At 68.2% G+C, this 17,231-nt stretch carries 13 protein-coding genes; 3 read left to right on the top strand and 10 right to left on the bottom strand.

Going from position 1 to position 17,231, the window contains the following annotated elements:
- Window positions 1–209 precede the first annotated feature (209 nt).
- Entirely contained in the window at window positions 210–1,160 is a 951-nt protein-coding gene (locus BTH_RS18430; RefSeq protein ID WP_009889077.1) for a LysR substrate-binding domain-containing protein, read from the bottom strand.
- A 516-nt stretch (window positions 1,161–1,676) separates the two neighbouring features.
- On the opposite strand from BTH_RS18430, the gene BTH_RS18425 reads away from it, so the two are divergent.
- Together BTH_RS18425 and purB are read left to right on the top strand one after the other, a co-directional pair.
- Window positions 1,677–3,083 carry an MFS transporter gene (locus BTH_RS18425; protein WP_009889076.1) on the top strand — a complete coding sequence of 469 codons (1,407 nt, stop codon included), beginning with the start codon at window positions 1,677–1,679 and terminating at the stop codon, window positions 3,081–3,083.
- A gap of 107 nt (window positions 3,084–3,190) precedes the next feature.
- Entirely contained in the window at window positions 3,191–4,579 is a 1,389-nt protein-coding gene (purB, locus tag BTH_RS18420; RefSeq protein ID WP_009908754.1) for an adenylosuccinate lyase, read from the top strand.
- 109 nt (window positions 4,580–4,688) lie between these two features.
- On the opposite strand, the gene BTH_RS18415 is transcribed toward purB, so the two are convergent.
- From BTH_RS18415 to edd, 4 genes are all read right to left on the bottom strand, one after another.
- Window positions 4,689–5,210: a gluconokinase gene (locus tag BTH_RS18415; protein ID WP_009889071.1), complete on the bottom strand. Its 522-nt coding sequence runs from the start codon at window positions 5,208–5,210 to the stop codon at window positions 4,689–4,691.
- A gap of 13 nt (window positions 5,211–5,223) precedes the next feature.
- On the bottom strand, window positions 5,224–6,585 hold the full coding sequence (locus tag BTH_RS18410) for a GntP family permease (RefSeq protein ID WP_011401989.1): 1,362 nt from the start codon (window positions 6,583–6,585) through the stop codon (window positions 5,224–5,226).
- A 222-nt stretch (window positions 6,586–6,807) separates the two neighbouring features.
- Window positions 6,808–7,434: a bifunctional 4-hydroxy-2-oxoglutarate aldolase/2-dehydro-3-deoxy-phosphogluconate aldolase gene (gene eda / locus BTH_RS18405; protein ID WP_009889068.1), complete on the bottom strand. Its 627-nt coding sequence runs from the start codon at window positions 7,432–7,434 to the stop codon at window positions 6,808–6,810.
- 19 nt (window positions 7,435–7,453) lie between these two features.
- Window positions 7,454–9,307 (bottom strand): phosphogluconate dehydratase, encoded by a 1,854-nt coding sequence (gene edd / locus BTH_RS18400; protein WP_009889067.1) that lies wholly within the window; start codon window positions 9,305–9,307, stop codon window positions 7,454–7,456.
- A 297-nt stretch (window positions 9,308–9,604) separates the two neighbouring features.
- Here edd and BTH_RS18395 point away from each other — a divergent pair, with 297 nt between their 5' ends.
- Entirely contained in the window at window positions 9,605–10,573 is a 969-nt protein-coding gene (locus BTH_RS18395; RefSeq protein WP_009889065.1) for a MurR/RpiR family transcriptional regulator, read from the top strand.
- 323 nt (window positions 10,574–10,896) lie between these two features.
- Here BTH_RS18395 and BTH_RS18390 read toward each other — a convergent pair whose 3' ends face one another.
- The 5 genes from BTH_RS18390 to leuS form a co-directional block, all read right to left on the bottom strand.
- Entirely contained in the window at window positions 10,897–11,319 is a 423-nt protein-coding gene (locus tag BTH_RS18390; protein ID WP_009889063.1) for a CopD family protein, read from the bottom strand.
- Window positions 11,320–11,336: 17 nt separating this feature from the next.
- Window positions 11,337–12,653 carry a glutamate-5-semialdehyde dehydrogenase gene (locus BTH_RS18385; protein ID WP_258007037.1) on the bottom strand — a complete coding sequence of 439 codons (1,317 nt, stop codon included), beginning with the start codon at window positions 12,651–12,653 and terminating at the stop codon, window positions 11,337–11,339.
- An 85-nt stretch (window positions 12,654–12,738) separates the two neighbouring features.
- Window positions 12,739–13,827, bottom strand: a complete 1,089-nt coding sequence (holA, locus tag BTH_RS18380; RefSeq protein ID WP_009889059.1) for a DNA polymerase III subunit delta — start codon at window positions 13,825–13,827, stop codon at window positions 12,739–12,741.
- A 45-nt stretch (window positions 13,828–13,872) separates the two neighbouring features.
- Window positions 13,873–14,424, bottom strand: coding sequence for an LPS assembly lipoprotein LptE (gene lptE, locus BTH_RS18375; protein ID WP_025369770.1), 552 nt, complete (start codon window positions 14,422–14,424; stop codon window positions 13,873–13,875).
- Between the two features lie 43 nt (window positions 14,425–14,467).
- Window positions 14,468–17,062, bottom strand: coding sequence for a leucine--tRNA ligase (gene leuS / locus BTH_RS18370; RefSeq protein WP_025369769.1), 2,595 nt, complete (start codon window positions 17,060–17,062; stop codon window positions 14,468–14,470).
- Between the last annotated feature and the right edge of the window lie 169 nt (window positions 17,063–17,231).

The following is a 17,231-nucleotide window of genomic DNA, read 5'->3' as shown; positions in this document are numbered from 1 at the left end:
CGTTCGCCGTGCGAACCGCTGCAATCCCGATGCGATTGCGCCGAGCAGCTTTCGTGCGCGGGCGCCGCGCGGGCCGAACGGGCCGGTGCGGGCAAGCGCCGCGCAGACGATGCGGCCCGATGTAGCGATTGCCGCCCCCCGCCGAAAAGCCGCACGGGCGAACCGTGCTGGGCGTCAGGGCCATGGCATGGCCGGGGCCGCAGCGACTGTCAGGCGGCCGCGCCCAGTTCCTCGCGCACGACATCCCACAGCGCGCGCACGAGTTTTTGCCGCGGCTCGTCGCCCTGCACCGCGAGCTTGTCCCGGTACAGGCGGATCTCCATTGTCAGCGTAAACGGCTCCGCGGCGCCCTTCACCGCACGGCCGAGTTTCACGAGGCGGCCGCCCGCGAGCGCATCCTCGACCGCGCTGTGCGGCAGAAAAGCAACGCCGTGCCCAGCGAGCGCCATCGCCTTCAGCGCCTCGGCCATGTCGGTCTCGTAGACCTTGTCGAGAAAGAGCGGCGCGCGCGCGTTCGCGATGATCACCTCGGTCATCCGGCCGAGGTACGCATTGGGCGTGTACGACAGATACGGCACGGGCGCATCGGCCGTGCCGGGCAGCGCATAGCGCGCGCGGCCGCCGCGGCCGGGCGCCGAGAACGGGCTGATCGGCTCCGCGCCGAGCGTCAGCATGTCGTAGCGGGCCGGATCGAGCGCGACGGGATGGCTCGGATGGTGATAGCCCATCACGAGGTCGCAGCCGCCCTCGACCAGCGAGAGCACCGCATCATGCACGTTCAGCGCACGCAGCCGGGTATGCACCTGCCCCATCTTCGCCTCGATCCGCTGCAGCCAGCGCGGGAAGTACGTGAGCGACAGCGTGTGCGGCACCGCGAATTCGATCGTCGGCACGGGCGCGCCAACGTGGCCGCGCAGCAGCGTGCGCGCCTCGTGCGCCTGCGACAGCATCACGAGCGCCTGCTCGTAGAACACCTGGCCCGCCTGCGTGAGACGGGTCGGGTACACCGAGCGATCGATCAGCTCGGTCGCGAGCCACGCTTCGAGCGCCTGGATCCGGCGCGAAAACGCGGGTTGCGACACGTGCCGAAGCTCGGCCGAGCGGCTGAAGCTGCGCGTTTCCGCGAGCGACACGAAGTCTTCGAGCCATTTGAGTTCCATGCGTGCCTTTGCTGCGCAAAGCGAGTGCGAGGGAAGAATCACGCATTTTAACGGTCGGTGGCGCAGATCGCCCGGCGCGTCGGAGCGTCGGAGCGTCGGCGCATGGACGCATGGGCGCGCACGGGCCGAAGCCCCCCCTGTGGCGCACGCGTCGGCAAACGGCCCGGGGCCGCGGGCGCCTCGCCATACCCTACGCTTGATTCTTCACACATTTGCGCACCGCACCAATGCCGCGCGCACGCACAGGCGCAGTGCCGCGCGGCGCTCGCGCGCGCCTGCCGCCGGTGCGCGCGAGCGCCGCGCCGCCGCGCGCCCGCCCGTCACCCGCCGCTTTCATCGCTTGCGCCGCCTTTCCCGCCTGCCTTGCCCGGCGTGCGTTCGCGTCGTTGGGAGCAAATACATGCACGCCATTGGCATGAAGCTTGCGGAACAGCGCACCGGCCGTCCCGCGCAGCGCGGAGCGGCTCGCCTCTTTCCCACCATCCGCCGTCGACCGGCATACGTGAGGCTTCACCGATGGATACTCTGCGCACCTCCCTTCGAAGCGGCAACTGGCGCTCGCTTCTCGCGTGCTTCCTCTACTTCGATACGGGCTTCACCGTCTGGGTGCTGTACGGCCCGCTCGCGCCGTTCATCAGCAAGGACATCACGATGACGGCCGCGCAACAGGGCTTCCTCGTCGCGGTGCCCGTGCTCGCGGCGGCCATCCTGCGCGTGACGCTCGGCAACCTCTATCAGTCCGCCGACGGCCGGCGCATCGCGCTGATGGGCGTGCTGCTGTCCGCGCTGCCCGCCGCCGTGCTGCCGTTCGTGCCCGGCACGCCGTCATACACCCTGCTCCTCGTACTCGGCGTGTTCCTCGGGATCGGCGGCGCGAGCTTCGCAGTCGCGCTGCCGATGGCGGGCAGCAGCTATCCGCCGAAGGTGCAGGGCCTCGTGCTCGGCCTCGCCGCCGCGGGCAACATCGGCGCAGTGCTCGACGGCTTCATGTTCCCGCACATCGCGGCCGCGCTCGGCTGGAAGTTCTCGACGGCCGCCGCGCTGCCGCTCCTCGCGATCGCGGGCTTCGCGCTCTTCGCGTGGGCCGACGACCGCGGCGAGAAATCGGGCAGCGCGAAGCGTGCGTTCGGCGCGTTCGCGCTCACACTTGCCGGTCTCGTCGCGCTCGTGCTCGCCGTGCATGCGGGCGTGTTCGGCACGGGCAAGACAGGCGTGCTGCTGCTGCCCGTCATGGGCGCGCTCCTCGCGATCGCCGTGCTCCCCGGCCGCTATCGCGCAGTGCTCGCGGAGCGCGACACGTGGGTCATCATGCTGATCTACAGCATCACGTTTGGCGGCTTCGTCGGCATGTCGTCTTACGTGACGCTGCTTCTGACGACGCTCTATCAGATGCCGAAGATCGAAGCGGGCCTCTTCATGTCGCTGCTCGCGTTCCTCGGCGCGATCGTGCGCCCGTTCGGCGGCCACCTCGCCGACCGCATCACCGGCGTGCGCGCGCTGATGGTGATCCTCGCCGCGATCGCCGCGGCAGACTTCGCGTTCGCGGCCGTGATGCCGCCGCTCGCGGGCGGCATCGCGCTCCTCGTGTGCCTGTACGTCGCGTTCGGCCTCGGCAACGGCTCGACGTTCCAGCTCGTCCCGCACCGCTGGAAAGGCAAGACGGGCCTGCTGTCCGGCATCGTCGGCGCGGCGGGCGGCATCGGCGGCTTCTATCTGCCCGTCGTGATGGGCATCGCGAAGGAAAGCACGGGCAGCTACCAGCTCGGCTTCGCGACGTTCGGCGCGCTCGCGACCTGCGCGCTCGTCGCGCTCGCGATGCTGCGCGCACAGTGGCTGCGCTGGGCCGCGCCCGAGCTCGCCGCGGCCGAGCCGGCCTCGGGCACCGGGATGCCGATCGGCGGCGCGGCGCGCGTCGGCGACTGAGATTTTCCGGCAACGGCGCGCGGCGGCCGGGCGGCCGCGCGCCGATGGTAAAATTCGCGGTTCTCCCCTTCACGTTCGAACCGCGGCCGCGAGCCTCAAGCCCGATCATGTCCGACACCCGTCCCGATACCCTTTTCGCCCTCACCGCGCTTTCGCCGATCGACGGCCGCTACGCCAGCAAGACCGAAGCGCTGCGCGACTGGCTCTCCGAAGCCGCCTTCATGCGCCACCGCGTCACCGTCGAGGTGCACTGGCTGATCGCGCTGTCGCGCGCCGGCTTCGCCGAAGTGCCGCGCTTCTCCGAAGCCGCCGAACAGTTCCTGCTGCAGCTCGTCGAGCGCTTCACCGCGCACGACGCCGCACGCATCAAGGAAATCGAGCGCGTGACGAACCACGACGTGAAAGCCGTCGAGTACTGGCTGAAGGAATCCGTCAAGGGCCAGACCGAACTCGAGCGCGCGAGCGAATTCATCCACTTCGCGTGCACGTCGGAAGACATCAACAACACGTCGCACGGAATGATGCTTGCCGGCGCGCGCCAGCACGTGATCCTGCCCGCGCTGCGCACGGTGCACGGCCGCCTCGTCGCGCTCGCGCACGCGCACGCCGGGCAACCGATGCTCTCGCGCACGCACGGCCAACCGGCCAGCCCGACGACGCTCGGCAAGGAAATCGCGAACGTCGCGGCGCGCCTTGCGCGCGCGATCGAGCGCATCGAGAAGGTCGAGATCCTCGGCAAGATGAACGGCGCGGTCGGCAACTTCAACGCTCACCTGTCCGCCTATCCGGAATTCGACTGGGAAGCGTTCTCGCGCGACGTGATCGAGAACCGCCTGAAGCTCGCGTTCAACCCGTACACGATCCAGATCGAACCGCACGACTACATGGCCGAGCTGTTCGACGCCGTGGCGCGCGCGAACACGATCCTGCTCGACCTCGACCGCGACGTGTGGGGCTACATCTCGGTCGGCTACTTCAAGCAGAAGACGAAGGCGGGCGAAATCGGCTCGTCGACGATGCCGCACAAGGTCAACCCGATCGACTTCGAAAACTCGGAAGGCAACCTCGGCCTCGCGAACGCGACGCTGCGCCACCTCGCCGACAAGCTGCCGGTGTCGCGCTGGCAGCGCGATCTCACCGATTCGACGGTGCTGCGCAACATGGGCGTCGCGCTCGGCTACTCGCTGCTCGCGTACGACTCGCTGATCCGCGGCCTCGACAAGCTCGAGGTGAACCCGCAGCGCCTGAACGAAGATCTCGACAACTGCTGGGAAGTGCTCGCCGAGCCGGTGCAGACGGTGATGCGCCGCTACGGCATCGAGAACCCGTACGAGCAGTTGAAGGAACTGACGCGCGGCAAGGGCATCACGCGCGAGGCGCTGCAGCAGTTCATCGGCACGCTCGCGATTCCCGAGGACGCGAAGGCGCGCCTGCTCGCGATGACGCCCGCGTCGTACATCGGCAAGGCGGCCGAGCTCGCGAAACGCATCGCGTAACGCGCGTCGTCGACACGATGAAGAAAGGCGCCCTGCAGTTCGCAGGGCGCCTTTCTTTTTGCCGCCACAGCGCGGCGATCGGCGGCGGCCGCGTCGCGGCCGCGCGGCGTCACTGCTGCTGTTGCTGCTGTTGCTGCCGCTCGCGGGCGAGCTCGCTCATCACGCGCTCGACGATCTCATCGGGCGACAATTCGATGCTGACTTCGATCGCCTCGTCCGGGCCCGGCTCCTCGAGCGTATCGAGCTGGCTTTGCAGCAGCGACGGATCGAAGAAGTGCCCGGTGCGCGTCTTCAGCCGCTCACGCAGCACGTCGAACGAGCCCTTCAGATAGACGAAGCGCACGTCGCGATCGTTGCCGCGCAGGATGTCGCGGTACGCGCGCTTGAGCGACGAGCACGTGAACACCGCGGTCTCGCCCGCGCGCCGCCTCGCCTCGATGGCCTCGCGAATCGAGCGCAGCCACGGCCAGCGGTCCTCGTCGGTCAGCGCAATCCCGTGGTGCATCTTTTCCTTGTTGGCGGCGCTGTGAAACGCGTCGCCGTCGGTATAGCTGCACGACAGGCGTTGCGCGAGCATTTCGCCGATCCGCGACTTGCCCGCGCCCGACACGCCCATTGCGATCAGAATCATTGACTACCCCTTGTTACAGAACCGCGCTCAGCACCAACGTGAAGGTGAGACCGAGCACCGAGATGATCGTTTCGAGCAGCGTCCATGTCTTGAACGTCTGGCCCACGGTCATCCCGAAGTACTCCTTGATCAGCCAGAAGCCGCCGTCGTTCACGTGCGAGAAGATCAGCGAGCCCGAGCCCGTCGCGAGCACGAGCAGCTCCGGCCTCACCGTGACGCCCGACGCCGCCGCGATCGGCGCGACGATCCCGCACGCGGTCGTCATCGCCACCGTGGCGGAGCCCGTCGCGAGGCGAATCAGCGCCGCGACGAACCAGCCGAGCAGGAGCGGCGACAGATGCGCGTGCGTCGCGGTCGCGACGATCTGCTGCGAGATGCCGCTGTCGCGCAGGATACCGCCGAAGCCGCCGCCCGCGCCGACGATCAGCGTGATGCCCGCGATCGGCGCGAGGCAATCGCCGCAGAACTTCTGAATCTGCTCACGATTAAAGCCTTGCAGCTTGCCGAACGTGAAGAAGCTCACGAGCACGGCGATCAGCAGCGCGACGTCCGAATTGCCGGCGAAGCGCAGCAGGTTGTTCGGCAGCGACTTCGGCGCGAACACGAGATCGGCCCAGCTGCCGACGAGCATCAGCACGACGGGCAGCAGGATCGTGAACAGCGTAATGCCGAAGCCCGGCAGCTCGCGCTTCTCGCTCGGCGCGCGCGTCTCGACGAATTGCGACGCGAGCGGATTGTGCTCCGGCAGCTTCACGAACTTCGAGATCGTGAGCGCGAAGAGCGGCCCCGCGACGATCGCGGTCGGCACGCCGACGATGAGGCCGTACGCGATCGTCTTGCCGATGTCGGCGCCGTACTGCTGCACGGCGAGGAGCGCCGCCGGGTGCGGCGGAATCAGCCCGTGCACGACCGACAGGCCCGCGACCATCGGCAGCCCGACGACGAGGAGCGACTTGCCGGTGCGCTTCGCGACGTTGAACGCGATCGGGATCAGGAGCACGAAGCCGACTTCGAAGAACACGGGCAGGCCGACGATGATCGCGACGAACATCATCGCCCAGTGGATGTGCTTCTCGCCGAACCAGTCGATCAGCGTGGTCGCGATCCGCTCGGCGCCGCCCGACTCGGCCATCATCTTGCCGAGCATCGTGCCGAGGCCGACGACGATCGCAATGTGGCCGAGCGTGCCGCCCGTGCCTCCCTCGAACGACTTCACGATCTTGTCCATCGGCATGCCGACCACGAGGCCGAGACCGAGCGACACGATGATCAGCACAAGGAACGGATAGACCTTGTAGCGCGCGATCATCAGGATCAGCACCGCGATCGCGACCACGGTGTAAATCAGCAGCATGCTGCCTTGGACAGCCCCCATGTAGCACTCCTCCTTGGGATGTATCGGGCCGGACGCGGCGAGCCGCCGTCCGACTATGCAGGTCTCCGAAACGAGGCGGCTCGCCGCCCGTCGGGACGCTGAATTCTACTTTTGTTTACCAGGCCGCGATAGAACCGGTTCCATAAGCAAAAACCCTCGAAAAACAACCAGATCGATTGTTTCGTCCGAAGGTTTTCCACGTGCGGCCACTCGATCCTGCGTTCAGCGTGCGAGAGCGCTCGCCGCCTGCGCGAGGCGCGTGACCTCGGCCCAGTCCTGCGCGGCGAGCGCCGCCTTCGGCGTGAGCCACGAGCCGCCGACGCACACGACGTTCGGCAGCTTGAGGAAGCTCGGCGCGGTCTCGGCGGTGATGCCGCCCGTCGGGCAGAACTTCAGCGCCGGGAACGGGCCGTGAAACGCCTGCAGCATCGGCACGCCGCCCGCCTGCTGCGCGGGGAAGAACTTCACGATCTCGTAGCCGAGCTCGAGCGCGACGATGATGTCGGTCGGCGTCATCACGCCGGGCAGAAGCGGCAAGCCGGCATCGACGGCCGCCTCGTGCATCTGCTTCGTGAGGCCGGGCGACACGCCGAACTTCGCGCCCGCCTGCTTCGCGAGCGCGCATTGCTCGGGCTTCGTGATCGTGCCGACGCCGACGACGATGTCATCGGCGAGCTCGCTCGCGCGCTTGATCGCTTCGAGCCCGGCCGCGGTGCGCAGCGTGATCTCGAGCACCTTCACGCCGCCCGCGTGCAACGCGCGCGACACCTGTTCGCCCTGTTCGACCGAATCGAACGCGAGCACCGGAATCACCGGGCCCAGCTTCACGATCTCGCCAATCGTCTTCATCAATGCAACTCCTTTTCGCTTATGCGGTGACGTGGGCCGTTTCGCCCACCAACGCGCCGAACACCGACGCGCCCTGCTCCGCCGGCGCGGCCGCCGCGCGGAACACGCCGAACAACTCACGGCCGAAGCCGACTTCGTTTTCCGCCTGATGCGCGGGCTGCGCGACCGCGCGCGCCGCCCACGCCTCGTCGTCGATCTCGACATCGAGCACGCCCGCTTGCGCGTCGATCACGATCGTATCGCCCGTGCGCACCTTGCCGAGCGGGCCGCACAACAGCGCCTCGGGCGACACGTGGATCACGGCCGGCACCTTGCCCGACGCGCCCGACATCCGGCCGTCCGTCACGAGCGCGACGCGAAAGCCCTGGTCCTGCAGCACGCCGAGGAGCGGCGTCAGCCGGTGCAGCTCCGGCATCCCGTTCGCACGCGCGCCCTGGAAGCGCACGACGGCGACGAAGTCGCGCTTCAGTTCGCCCGCGTCGAACGCGGCCTGCACGGCTTCCTGCGAATCGAACACGATGGCGGGAGCCTTCACCTGGCGGTGCTCGGGCGCGACCGCCGAGATCTTGATCACGCCGCGCCCGAGCCTGCCTTGCATCAGGCGCAGCCCGCCGTCCGGCTGGAACGGCGCGGCGATCGGCCGCAGCACCTTGTCGTCCGCGCTCACGGCGACGCCGTCGACCCACTTCAGCTCGCCGTCGATCAGGCGCGGCTCCTTCGTGTAGTGCGCAAGCCCCTTGCCCGCGACCGTCGTCACGTCTTCGTGCAGCAGGCCGCCTTCGAGCAGGTTGCGCACGAGGAACGCGATGCCGCCCGCCGCGTGGAAATGGTTCACGTCGGCCTTGCCGTTCGGGTAGATCTTCGCGAGGAGCGGCACCGCGGCCGACAGCGCGTCGAAATCGTCCCAGTCGATCAGGATGCCCGCGGCGCGCGCGATCGCGACGAGGTGCAGCGTGTGGTTCGTCGAGCCGCCCGTGGCGAGCAGCGCAACGATCCCGTTTACGATCGCGCGCTCGTCGATCACGTGGCCGATCGGCGTGTACTCGCCGCGCTCGGCCGTGAGCTCGAGCACGCGGCGCGCGGCCTCGGCCGTCAGCGCGTCGCGCAGCGGCGTGTGCGGATGGACGAACGCGGCGCTCGGCAGATGCAGCCCCATCACCTCCATCAGCATCTGGTTGCTGTTCGCGGTGCCGTAGAACGTGCAGGTGCCGTGGCCGTGATATGCGGCCGATTCCGCCTCGAGCAGCGCGTCGCGGCCCACCTGGCCCGTCGCGAACTGCTGGCGGATCTTCGCCTTGTCGTCGTTCGACAGGCCGCTCGTCATCGGGCCGGCCGGCACGAAGATCGTCGGCAGGTGGCCGAACTGCAGCGCGCCGATCAAGAGGCCGGGCACGATCTTGTCGCAGATGCCGAGACAAAGGGCCGCGTCGAACATGTTGTGCGTGAGCGCAACGGCCGTGCTCATCGAGATCACCTCGCGCGAGAACAGCGACAGCTCCATCCCCGCGTTGCCTTGCGTGACGCCGTCGCACATCGCCGGCACGCCGCCCGCGAACTGCGCGACGCCGCCGCGCTCGCGCGCGGCGGCCTTGATGATGTCGGGAAAGCTCTTGTACGGCGCATGCGCGGACAGCATCTCGTTGTATGCCGACACGATGCCGATGTTCGGCTCGCGGATCGCCTTGATCGCGAACTTGTCGTGGCCTTCGAGGCCCGCGAAGCCGTGCGCGAGGTTCGCGCACGACAGCGCGCCGCGCGCCGGGAAATGCCCTTGCGCGGCGTCGATGCGGGCGAGATAGGCTTGGCGGGTCGGACGGCTGCGCGCGATCACGCGCTCGGTGACGGACGCAAGAGTGGGGTGCAGCGTGGCCATGCTGGGCGCTCCTCACATGAGCCGGACGAGGCCGGCAAGCTGGAATCGTGGGGACGTCCGTGTCGTCGGACGAACGGCGCGAGTTTAGTAGAAAAACTACACACTCGCAATCTCGCAGCGCAGCAAAACAATCGATGATGCATCGTTATAGCCTGCAAATACGGCACAATTATTTAGCGTTAACCCTGACATCCGATAAGCTGCATCGCATCAGTCGCTAGAAAATTCTTGTAGATTTTCTACAAAACAATCGCGATACTAGTGTTCGCCCTGCCATTTCACGCCCCCTTTCGCACCATGCTCCCCCGTATCGAGGCGATTCGCGCCCAGCTCCGCCCGTCCGAGCGCAAGCTCGCCGACTTCGTGCTCGCCGTGCCGCGCGAGGTGCTCGATCTGTCGATGACCGAGCTCGCCGCCCGCGCGGGCGTGAGCCAGCCGACGATCGCGCGCTTTTGCCAGGCGCTCGGCTGCAGCGGCTTTCGCGAGTTCAAGATCCGGCTTGCGCAAAGCGTCGCGCCGGGCGTCGCGTCGGTGTATCGCAACGTCGAGCCCGACGAGCGCGCGCCGGGCATCATCGGCAAGGTGTTCGACCGCACGATCGGCGCGCTGATCGAGGTGCGCAACAGCCTGTCGGCAACGAGCGTCGCCGACGCGATCGAACTGCTCACGCGCGCGTCGCGCATCGAGTTCTACGGCGCGGGCGGCTCGGGCATCGCCGCGCAGGACATCCAGCACAAGTTCTTCCGGCTGGGCGTGCCGAGCGTCGCGTATTCGGACCCGCACACGTTCTCGATGTCGGCCGCGCTCCTCGGCGCGAACGACGTCGTCGTCGCGATCTCGAACACGGGGCGCACGCGCGACATCGTCGACGCCGCGCGCGCGGCGCTCGCGTGCGGCGCGAAGGTGATCTCGATCACGCACAGCCATTCGCCGCTCGCGCAACTGTCGACGGTGAGCCTCGCGTCGAACGTCGCCGAGGAAACCGACGTGTTCTCGCCGATGACGTCGCGGATGTCGCATCTCGCGATCGGCGACATCCTCGCGGTGGGCGTCGCGCTGCGGCGCGGCCCCGAACTCGTCGACCGGCTCGGCCGCGCGAAGGAGGCGATCACGCGGCGGCGGATCGGCATCGACGCGAAGGCGGGGAAGGAAACGGGGAAGGACGTGGCGAAGGATGCGACGGGCGATGCGCCGAAAGCCGCCGGCGGACAGCATCCATCGGAAAAGACGCGCATCGCGCGCGACGTCGAAGACGTGAGGGATTAGACGGCCGGACGCGCAAGCCGCGTTCGAGCAACGGTTGGAATCACCACGAGCGTGAAGAGCGTGATTCGCGACCAAGACAGCGATTCCCGATTGCGACGAAGGCCTTGGGCTTGTGGCGCCGGGAATTCGGGCGCACACGCACACGCACACGCAAACAAGACACCGCCCGACCGCCGCGCGCACCGAACGGGCGATCCGCCCGCTCCGCTGGTACGCCCACGCAACGCCAAATGAAAAACCCCGGCCGCAACGGCCGGGGCTCTGTCATCGGACCAGCGCGTCCGCCGACGCCGAAACCGCGACGGCCAGCGCGCCGCCCGCGCTCAAAACGGCTTGATCACCGCAAGCGCGACGGCCGCGAGCATCCCGAGCACCGGCAGCTCGTTGAACACGCGGTACCACTTGTCCGAGCGGCGGTTCTCGCCGCGCTCGAACACCTTCAGCAGATGCCCGCAGTACGCGTGATAAACGACAAGCAGCAGCACGACCGCGAGCTTCGCGTGCACCCAGCCCTGCCCCTGCCCGATGCCGATCACGAGCCACAGCCACAGCCCGCACGCGAGCGCGGGCACCGCGATGATCGTCATGAAGCGAAACAGCTTGCGCGCCATCGCGAGCAGCCGCCGGACCGCGGCGGGATCGGATTCCATCGCGAGGTTCACATAGATGCGCGGCAGATAGAAGAGCCCCGCGAACCACGATGCGATCAGCACGATATGAAAGGTCTTGACCCAGAGCATCGCCATCGATCATTCCCCCTTCGTTACTGACGCCCTTCGCCGTGCCCGAGCACCACGTACTTCAGCGACGTGAGCCCTTCGAGCCCGACCGGGCCGCGCGCATGCAGCTTGTCGTTCGAGATGCCGATCTCCGCGCCGAGACCGAATTCGAAGCCGTCCGCGAAGCGCGTCGACGCGTTCACCATCACACTCGCCGAATCGACTTCGCGCAGGAAGCGCATCGCGCGGTCGTGATCCTCGGTGACGATCGCATCGGTGTGATGCGAGCCGTACTCGTTGATGTGCTCGATCGCGGCGTCGATGCCGTCGACGATCTTGATCGCGAGCACCGGCGCGAGATATTCGGTGCGCCAGTCTTCATCGGTCGCGTCGACGAGCGGACCGACGCCCGCCGCCTCGAGCACCGCGCGCGCGTCGGCGTCGACGCGCAGCTCGACGCCCTTCTCGCGATACAGCCGGCCGAGCGGCGACAGCACCGCGGGCGCGATCCCGCGCGCGACGAGCAGCGTCTCCATCGTGTTGCAGGTGCCGTAGCGATGCGTCTTCGCGTTGTCGCAGACAGTGAGCGCCTTCGTCACGCTCGCGCGGTCGTCCACGTACACGTGGCAAATGCCGTCGAGGTGCTTGATCATCGGCACGCGCGCCTCGTTGATCAGCCGCTCGATCAGGCTCTTGCCGCCGCGCGGCACGATCACGTCGACATATTCGGTCATCGTGATCAGCCTGCCCACCGCCGCGCGATCGGCCGTCTCGACGACCTGCACCGTGTCCTGCGGCAGCCCCGCCTCGGCGAGCCCTTCGCCGATCAGCTTCGCGAGCGCGGTGTTCGATTCGAGCGCTTCCGAGCCGCCGCGCAGGATCGTCGCATTGCCGGACTTCAGGCACAGCGCGGCCGCATCGATCGTCACGTTCGGGCGCGACTCGTAGATGATCCCGATCACGCCGAGCGGCACGCGCATCTGGCCGACCTGGATTCCGCTCGGGCGGTACTTGAGGTTGCTCATCTCACCGATCGGGTCCGGCAGCGTCGCGACCTGGCGCAGCCCTTCGACCATCGTCTTCAGCGCCTTGTCCGACAGCGTCAGGCGATCGACGAACGCCGCGTCGAGGCCCTTGTCCTTCGCGCGCGCGACGTCGCGCGCGTTGGCCGCCTTCAGCGCGCCAGCGTCGCGCTCGATCGCCCGCGCGACCGCTTCGAGCGCGGCATTCTTCGCCGCGGTGGACGCGCGCGCGATCGAGCGCGAGGCACGCCGCGCGCGGCGGCCGACGTCCGTCATGTACTGATCGATATCCATCGTGAGACTCGCAATGCAAGCCGCGTCGAGCGGCGAAAAAACGATTGTCGGAAAACGGGGGCGCCGGGCACCGCGTCGGCGCTCGCGCTGCCGGTTCACGCCGATTGTAAGCGCCGGCGCGAAAGCGCGCTCAGGCCGGCCGGCGCGGTGCGTCGCCGGCCGGCCCGGACGCGCGCGCGACGGTCATCGCGAGCTGGAACAGGCCGTCCCACGGATCGGGCGGCGGCTCGCCGCGCGCCGCGCCGCGCGATACGGCGGAAAGCCCCTTGACCTGCCGGTCGAGCCGCGCGGCGAACGCGAGCGCGTGCTCGAGCGCCGCCTCCGAGACGCGCGCGAGCGCCGGCCCGACGAGCCGCTCGCGCGCCCCCCATACGCGGTTCTCGCGCACGAGCACGGCAAGCGGCTTGCCCGCCGCGACGCCGCGCTTGATCCGAAGCAGCGTGCGCAACTCCTCGACGACCGCCCACAGCACGAGCACGAGCGCCTCGCCCTCGCCCTTCAGGCCGTCGATCATCCGCGAAAGCCGCGCGGCGTCGCCCGCGAGCATCGCCTCGTTGAGCTTGAACACGTCGTAGCGCGCGACGTTCAGCACCGCGTCGTGGATCTGCTCGAACGTCAGCGTGCCCGCCGGATACAGCAGGCCGAGCTTCTGGATTTCCTGATGCGCGGCGAGCAGGTTGCCCTCGACACGCTCGGCGACGAACGCGAGCGCGCGCCGCCCGTCGTCGCCCGGCGCGACCCGCTGCCCCTGCAGCGCGAGCCGCTGGCCGATCCAGTTCGGCAACTGCGCGCGCTCGACGGGATCGACCTTCAGCGCGACGCCGCCGTTCACGAGCGCCGTGAACCACGCGGACTTCTGCGTCGCCGAATCGAGCCGCGGCAGCGTGACGAGCATCAGCGCATCCGGGTTGTCCGCGCCGGCGAGCGTCTTCAATGCGTCGGCGCCATCCTTGCCCGGCTTGCCGGACGGAATCCGCAGCTCGACGAGCTGCCGCTCGCCGAACAGCGACATCGCCTGGCTCGCGCCGATCAGCGTGCTCCAGTCGAAGCCGCGCTCGACGGTGTGCACCGAGCGCTCGGTGAAGCCCGCCGCGCGCGCGGCGGCGCGGATCTTGTCGCACGCCTCCTGCGCGAGCAGCGGCTCGTCACCGTAGACGACGTACAGCCCGGCGAGCCCCTTCGAGAGATGCGGCTCCAGCGCGTCAAGTCGCAGTTGCATCGGTTCGTGCGTCGATCGTTGAGGAGGAGAGGAAAAACGCGGCGATCACAGCGGCGGCGGCGGCAGCGGCGCGCGCGGCGCAACGGCCGGCACGCCCTTGCCCGGCTCCGGATGCAGCGTGCGGACGATCGCGAGGCGGCGCATCAGCTGATCGATCGCGTCGTTCTGCATGTCGTTAAACAGGATCTCGGCTTCCTGCGCCTTCGCGTTCGTGTACTGCGCGCTGTACGTCATCGCGCGATTGAGCGCGATCACCGAAGGCGGGATCAGCGCTGTGCCGTCCTTGGCCAGAAGCGTGTAGTTCAGCGAGTAGTTGAGCTGATATTCCTGCACCATGCCGTACCGGTCGAGCGTCAGCGTGCCCTGGCCGCGCGATTCCGCGAGGTTCAGCACCGCGTCCGCCTCGTCGGGCGTCTTGACGATCTTCGTATCGCTGCCGGCCTCGACGAGGCGCGTGAGCCGCGCGGCCGCGGCAGGCGGCGCGCCGGCGATGAACAGGCGCTTGAACGCGTAGTCCTGCTGCCCGCGCAGCTTGAAACCGCACGCGGACAACAGCACCGCGCTGCCCACGAGCATCAAAAACGATCTGCGGATCACCTTCGCTCCTTGCTGATGCATGCCAGCCCCGCCGCGCGCGCCGTCAGACGACGACGTTCACGAGACGGCCCGGCACGACAATGATCTTCTTCGCCGGCTTGCCTTCGGCGAATTTCGCGAACATCTCGTCGGCGACGGCCGCCGCCTCGATCGCCTCGCGGCTCGCGTCCTTCGCCACCTTCAGCGCGCCGCGCACCTTGCCGTTGATCTGCAGCACGAGCTCGATCTCGGCCTGCTCGAGCGCGGCCTCGTCGACCTTCGGCCACGGCGCGTCGAGAAGCGGGCCAAACTCGTCCGCGTAGCCGAGCGCCTTCCACAGCTCGTACGTGACGTGCGGCACGACCGGATACAGCACGCGCAGCAGCACGCCATAGGTCTCGCGCAGCACGGCGGGCGTCGCGCCCTTCGCGCCTTCGATCGCGTTGAGCATCTTCATCGCGGCCGACACGACCGTGTTGTACTGCAGGCGCTGGTAGTCGAAATCGGCCTGCTTCAGCACGCCGTGGATCTCGCGGCGCAGCGTCTTGTCCGCTTCGGCGAGTTGCGCGACGTCGAACGGCGCGCGCACGGCGAGCGCTTCGCGGTTCGCGAAGCCGAACGCCCACACGCGGCGCAGGAAGCGGCTCGCGCCGTCGACGCCCGCGCCCGACCACTCGAGCTGCTGCTCGGGGGGCGCCGCGAACATCGTGAAGAGGCGCGCGGTGTCGGCGCCGTAATGGTCGATCAGCATCTGCGGATCGACGCCGTTGTTCTTCGACTTCGACATCTTCTCGATGCCGCCCAGCACGACCGGCTGCCCGTCCGCCTTCAGCACCGCGCCGACGGGGCGCCCCTTGTCGTCGAACGACACGGTGACGTCGGCCGGGTTGTACCAGGTCTTCTTGCCCGCCGCGTCCTCGCGGTAGAACGTCTCGTTGAGCACCATCCCCTGCGTGAGCAGGTTCTTCGCCGGCTCGCCGAACGCGACGAGGCCGAGGTCGCGCATCACCTTCGCCCAGAAGCGCGAGTACAGCAGGTGCAGGATCGCGTGCTCGATGCCGCCGATGTACTGGTCCATCGGCATCCAGTAGTCGGTGCGCGCGTCGACCATCGTCTGCGCGTCGGGCGCCGCGTAGCGCGAGAAGTACCACGCGGAATCGACGAACGTGTCCATCGTGTCCGTTTCGCGCTTCGCCGCCGCGCCGCACTTCGGGCACGCGCAGTTCAGGAACGCGTCGGATTTCGCGAGCGGGTTGCCCGTGCCGTCCGGCACGAGGTCTTCCGGCAGCACGACGGGCAGGTCCTGTTCCGGCACCGGCACGTCGCCGCACGACGGGCAGTGGATGATCGGAATCGGCGTGCCCCAGTAGCGCTGGCGGGAAATGCCCCAGTCGCGCAAGCGGTACGTGATCTGCTTGTCGCCGAAGCCGCCCGCCTTCAGGTCGGCCGCGATCGCGTCGACGGCCGCGTCGTACGCGAGGCCGTCGTACTTGCCGCTGTTCACGCACACGGCGCGCGTCTTGTCGCCGTACCACTCCTGCCACGCGTCGGTCGAGTACGTCTCGCCCTCCACGGCAATCACCTGCCGGATCGGCAGGCCGTACTTCTTCGCGAACGCGAAGTCGCGCTCGTCGTGCGCCGGCACGCCCATCACCGCGCCCTCGCCGTAGCTCATCAGCACGTAGTTGCCGATCCACACCTCGACCGGTGCGCCCGTGAGCGGATGCGACACCGAAAAACCCGTCGCGACGCCCTTCTTCTCCATCGTCGCGATGTCGGCCTCGGCAACGCCGCCGCGCTTGCATTCGTCGATGAACGCCTGCAGTTCCGGCTTGTCCTGCGCAAGCCGCGCGGCGAGCGGATGCTCGGCCGCGATCGCGCAGAACGTGACGCCCATGATCGTGTCCGCGCGCGTCGTGAACACGCGCAACAGCTTCTTCTCGCCGTCGAGCTCGTACGGGAAGCCGAAGTTCACGCCGAAGCTCTTGCCGATCCAGTTCTGCTGCATGATCTTCACGCGCTCGGGCCAGCCGAGGCCGTCGAGATCGTTCAGCAGTTCATCGGCGTACTGCGTGATCCGCATGTAGTACATCGGGATCTCGCGCTTCTCGACGAGCGCGCCCGAGCGCCAGCCGCGCCCGTCGATCACCTGCTCGTTCGCGAGCACGGTCTGGTCGACCGGGTCCCAGTTCACGGTGCCGGTCTTCTTGTACGCGATGCCCTTCTCGAGCATCTTCAGGAACAGCCACTGGTTCCACTTGTAGTAGTCGGGCTTGCAGGTCGTGACCTCGCGCGACCAGTCGATCGCGAGGCCCATCGACTGCATCTGCTTCTTCATGTACGCGATGTTGTCGTACGTCCACTGCGCGGGCGGCACGCCGTTGGCCATCGCGGCGTTCTCGGCCGGCATCCCGAACGCGTCCCAACCCATCGGCATCAGCGTGTTGTAGCCGTTCATCCGCAGATAGCGGTACATCACGTCGTTGATCGTGTAGTTGCGCACGTGACCCATGTGCAGCTTGCCCGACGGGTAAGGCAGCATCGACACGCAGTAGAACTTCTTGCGGTTCGCGTCTTCCTTCGAGCGGTAGGCATCGGCTGCGCGCCAGTCGCTCTGGGCGGCGGCTTCGACGTCGGCGGGTACGTATCTTTCGTGCATGGTGTGGTTCGGGCTGGGCTTTGAGCGGCGCGCGACGCAAGGTGCCGAGCGCACGCGCGCTCGAGTGGATCGAAAGTCGCGCTTCCCCGGCGGCCGCGGGCGGCGCGGGGAAAACGTCGATTATACCGTCCGCGCCGGCCGGCACGGCCGTTGGCGCGGCCACGGGCGA

The organism is Burkholderia thailandensis E264 (assembly GCF_000012365.1).
Taxonomy (GTDB): Bacteria; Pseudomonadota; Gammaproteobacteria; order Burkholderiales; family Burkholderiaceae; genus Burkholderia; species Burkholderia thailandensis.
Note: the sequence above shows the minus strand (reverse complement) of the source record. Positions and strands in the feature narration are given on the sequence as shown.

Excerpts from the sequence above, each read along its gene's own strand:
- BTH_RS18430 (WP_009889077.1), bottom strand. The coding sequence starts at position 1,160 with ATGGAACTCAAATGGCTCGAAGACTTCGTGTCGCTCGCGGAAACGCGC.
- BTH_RS18425 (WP_009889076.1), top strand. The coding sequence starts at position 1,677 with ATGGATACTCTGCGCACCTCCCTTCGAAGCGGCAACTGGCGCTCGCTT.
- purB (WP_009908754.1), top strand. The coding sequence starts at position 3,191 with ATGTCCGACACCCGTCCCGATACCCTTTTCGCCCTCACCGCGCTTTCG.
- BTH_RS18415 (WP_009889071.1), bottom strand. The coding sequence starts at position 5,210 with ATGATTCTGATCGCAATGGGCGTGTCGGGCGCGGGCAAGTCGCGGATC.
- BTH_RS18410 (WP_011401989.1), bottom strand. The coding sequence starts at position 6,585 with ATGGGGGCTGTCCAAGGCAGCATGCTGCTGATTTACACCGTGGTCGCG.
- eda (WP_009889068.1), bottom strand. The coding sequence starts at position 7,434 with ATGAAGACGATTGGCGAGATCGTGAAGCTGGGCCCGGTGATTCCGGTG.
- edd (WP_009889067.1), bottom strand. The coding sequence starts at position 9,307 with ATGGCCACGCTGCACCCCACTCTTGCGTCCGTCACCGAGCGCGTGATC.
- BTH_RS18395 (WP_009889065.1), top strand. The coding sequence starts at position 9,605 with ATGCTCCCCCGTATCGAGGCGATTCGCGCCCAGCTCCGCCCGTCCGAG.
- BTH_RS18390 (WP_009889063.1), bottom strand. The coding sequence starts at position 11,319 with ATGGCGATGCTCTGGGTCAAGACCTTTCATATCGTGCTGATCGCATCG.
- holA (WP_009889059.1), bottom strand. The coding sequence starts at position 13,827 with ATGCAACTGCGACTTGACGCGCTGGAGCCGCATCTCTCGAAGGGGCTC.
- leuS (WP_025369769.1), bottom strand. The coding sequence starts at position 17,062 with ATGCACGAAAGATACGTACCCGCCGACGTCGAAGCCGCCGCCCAGAGC.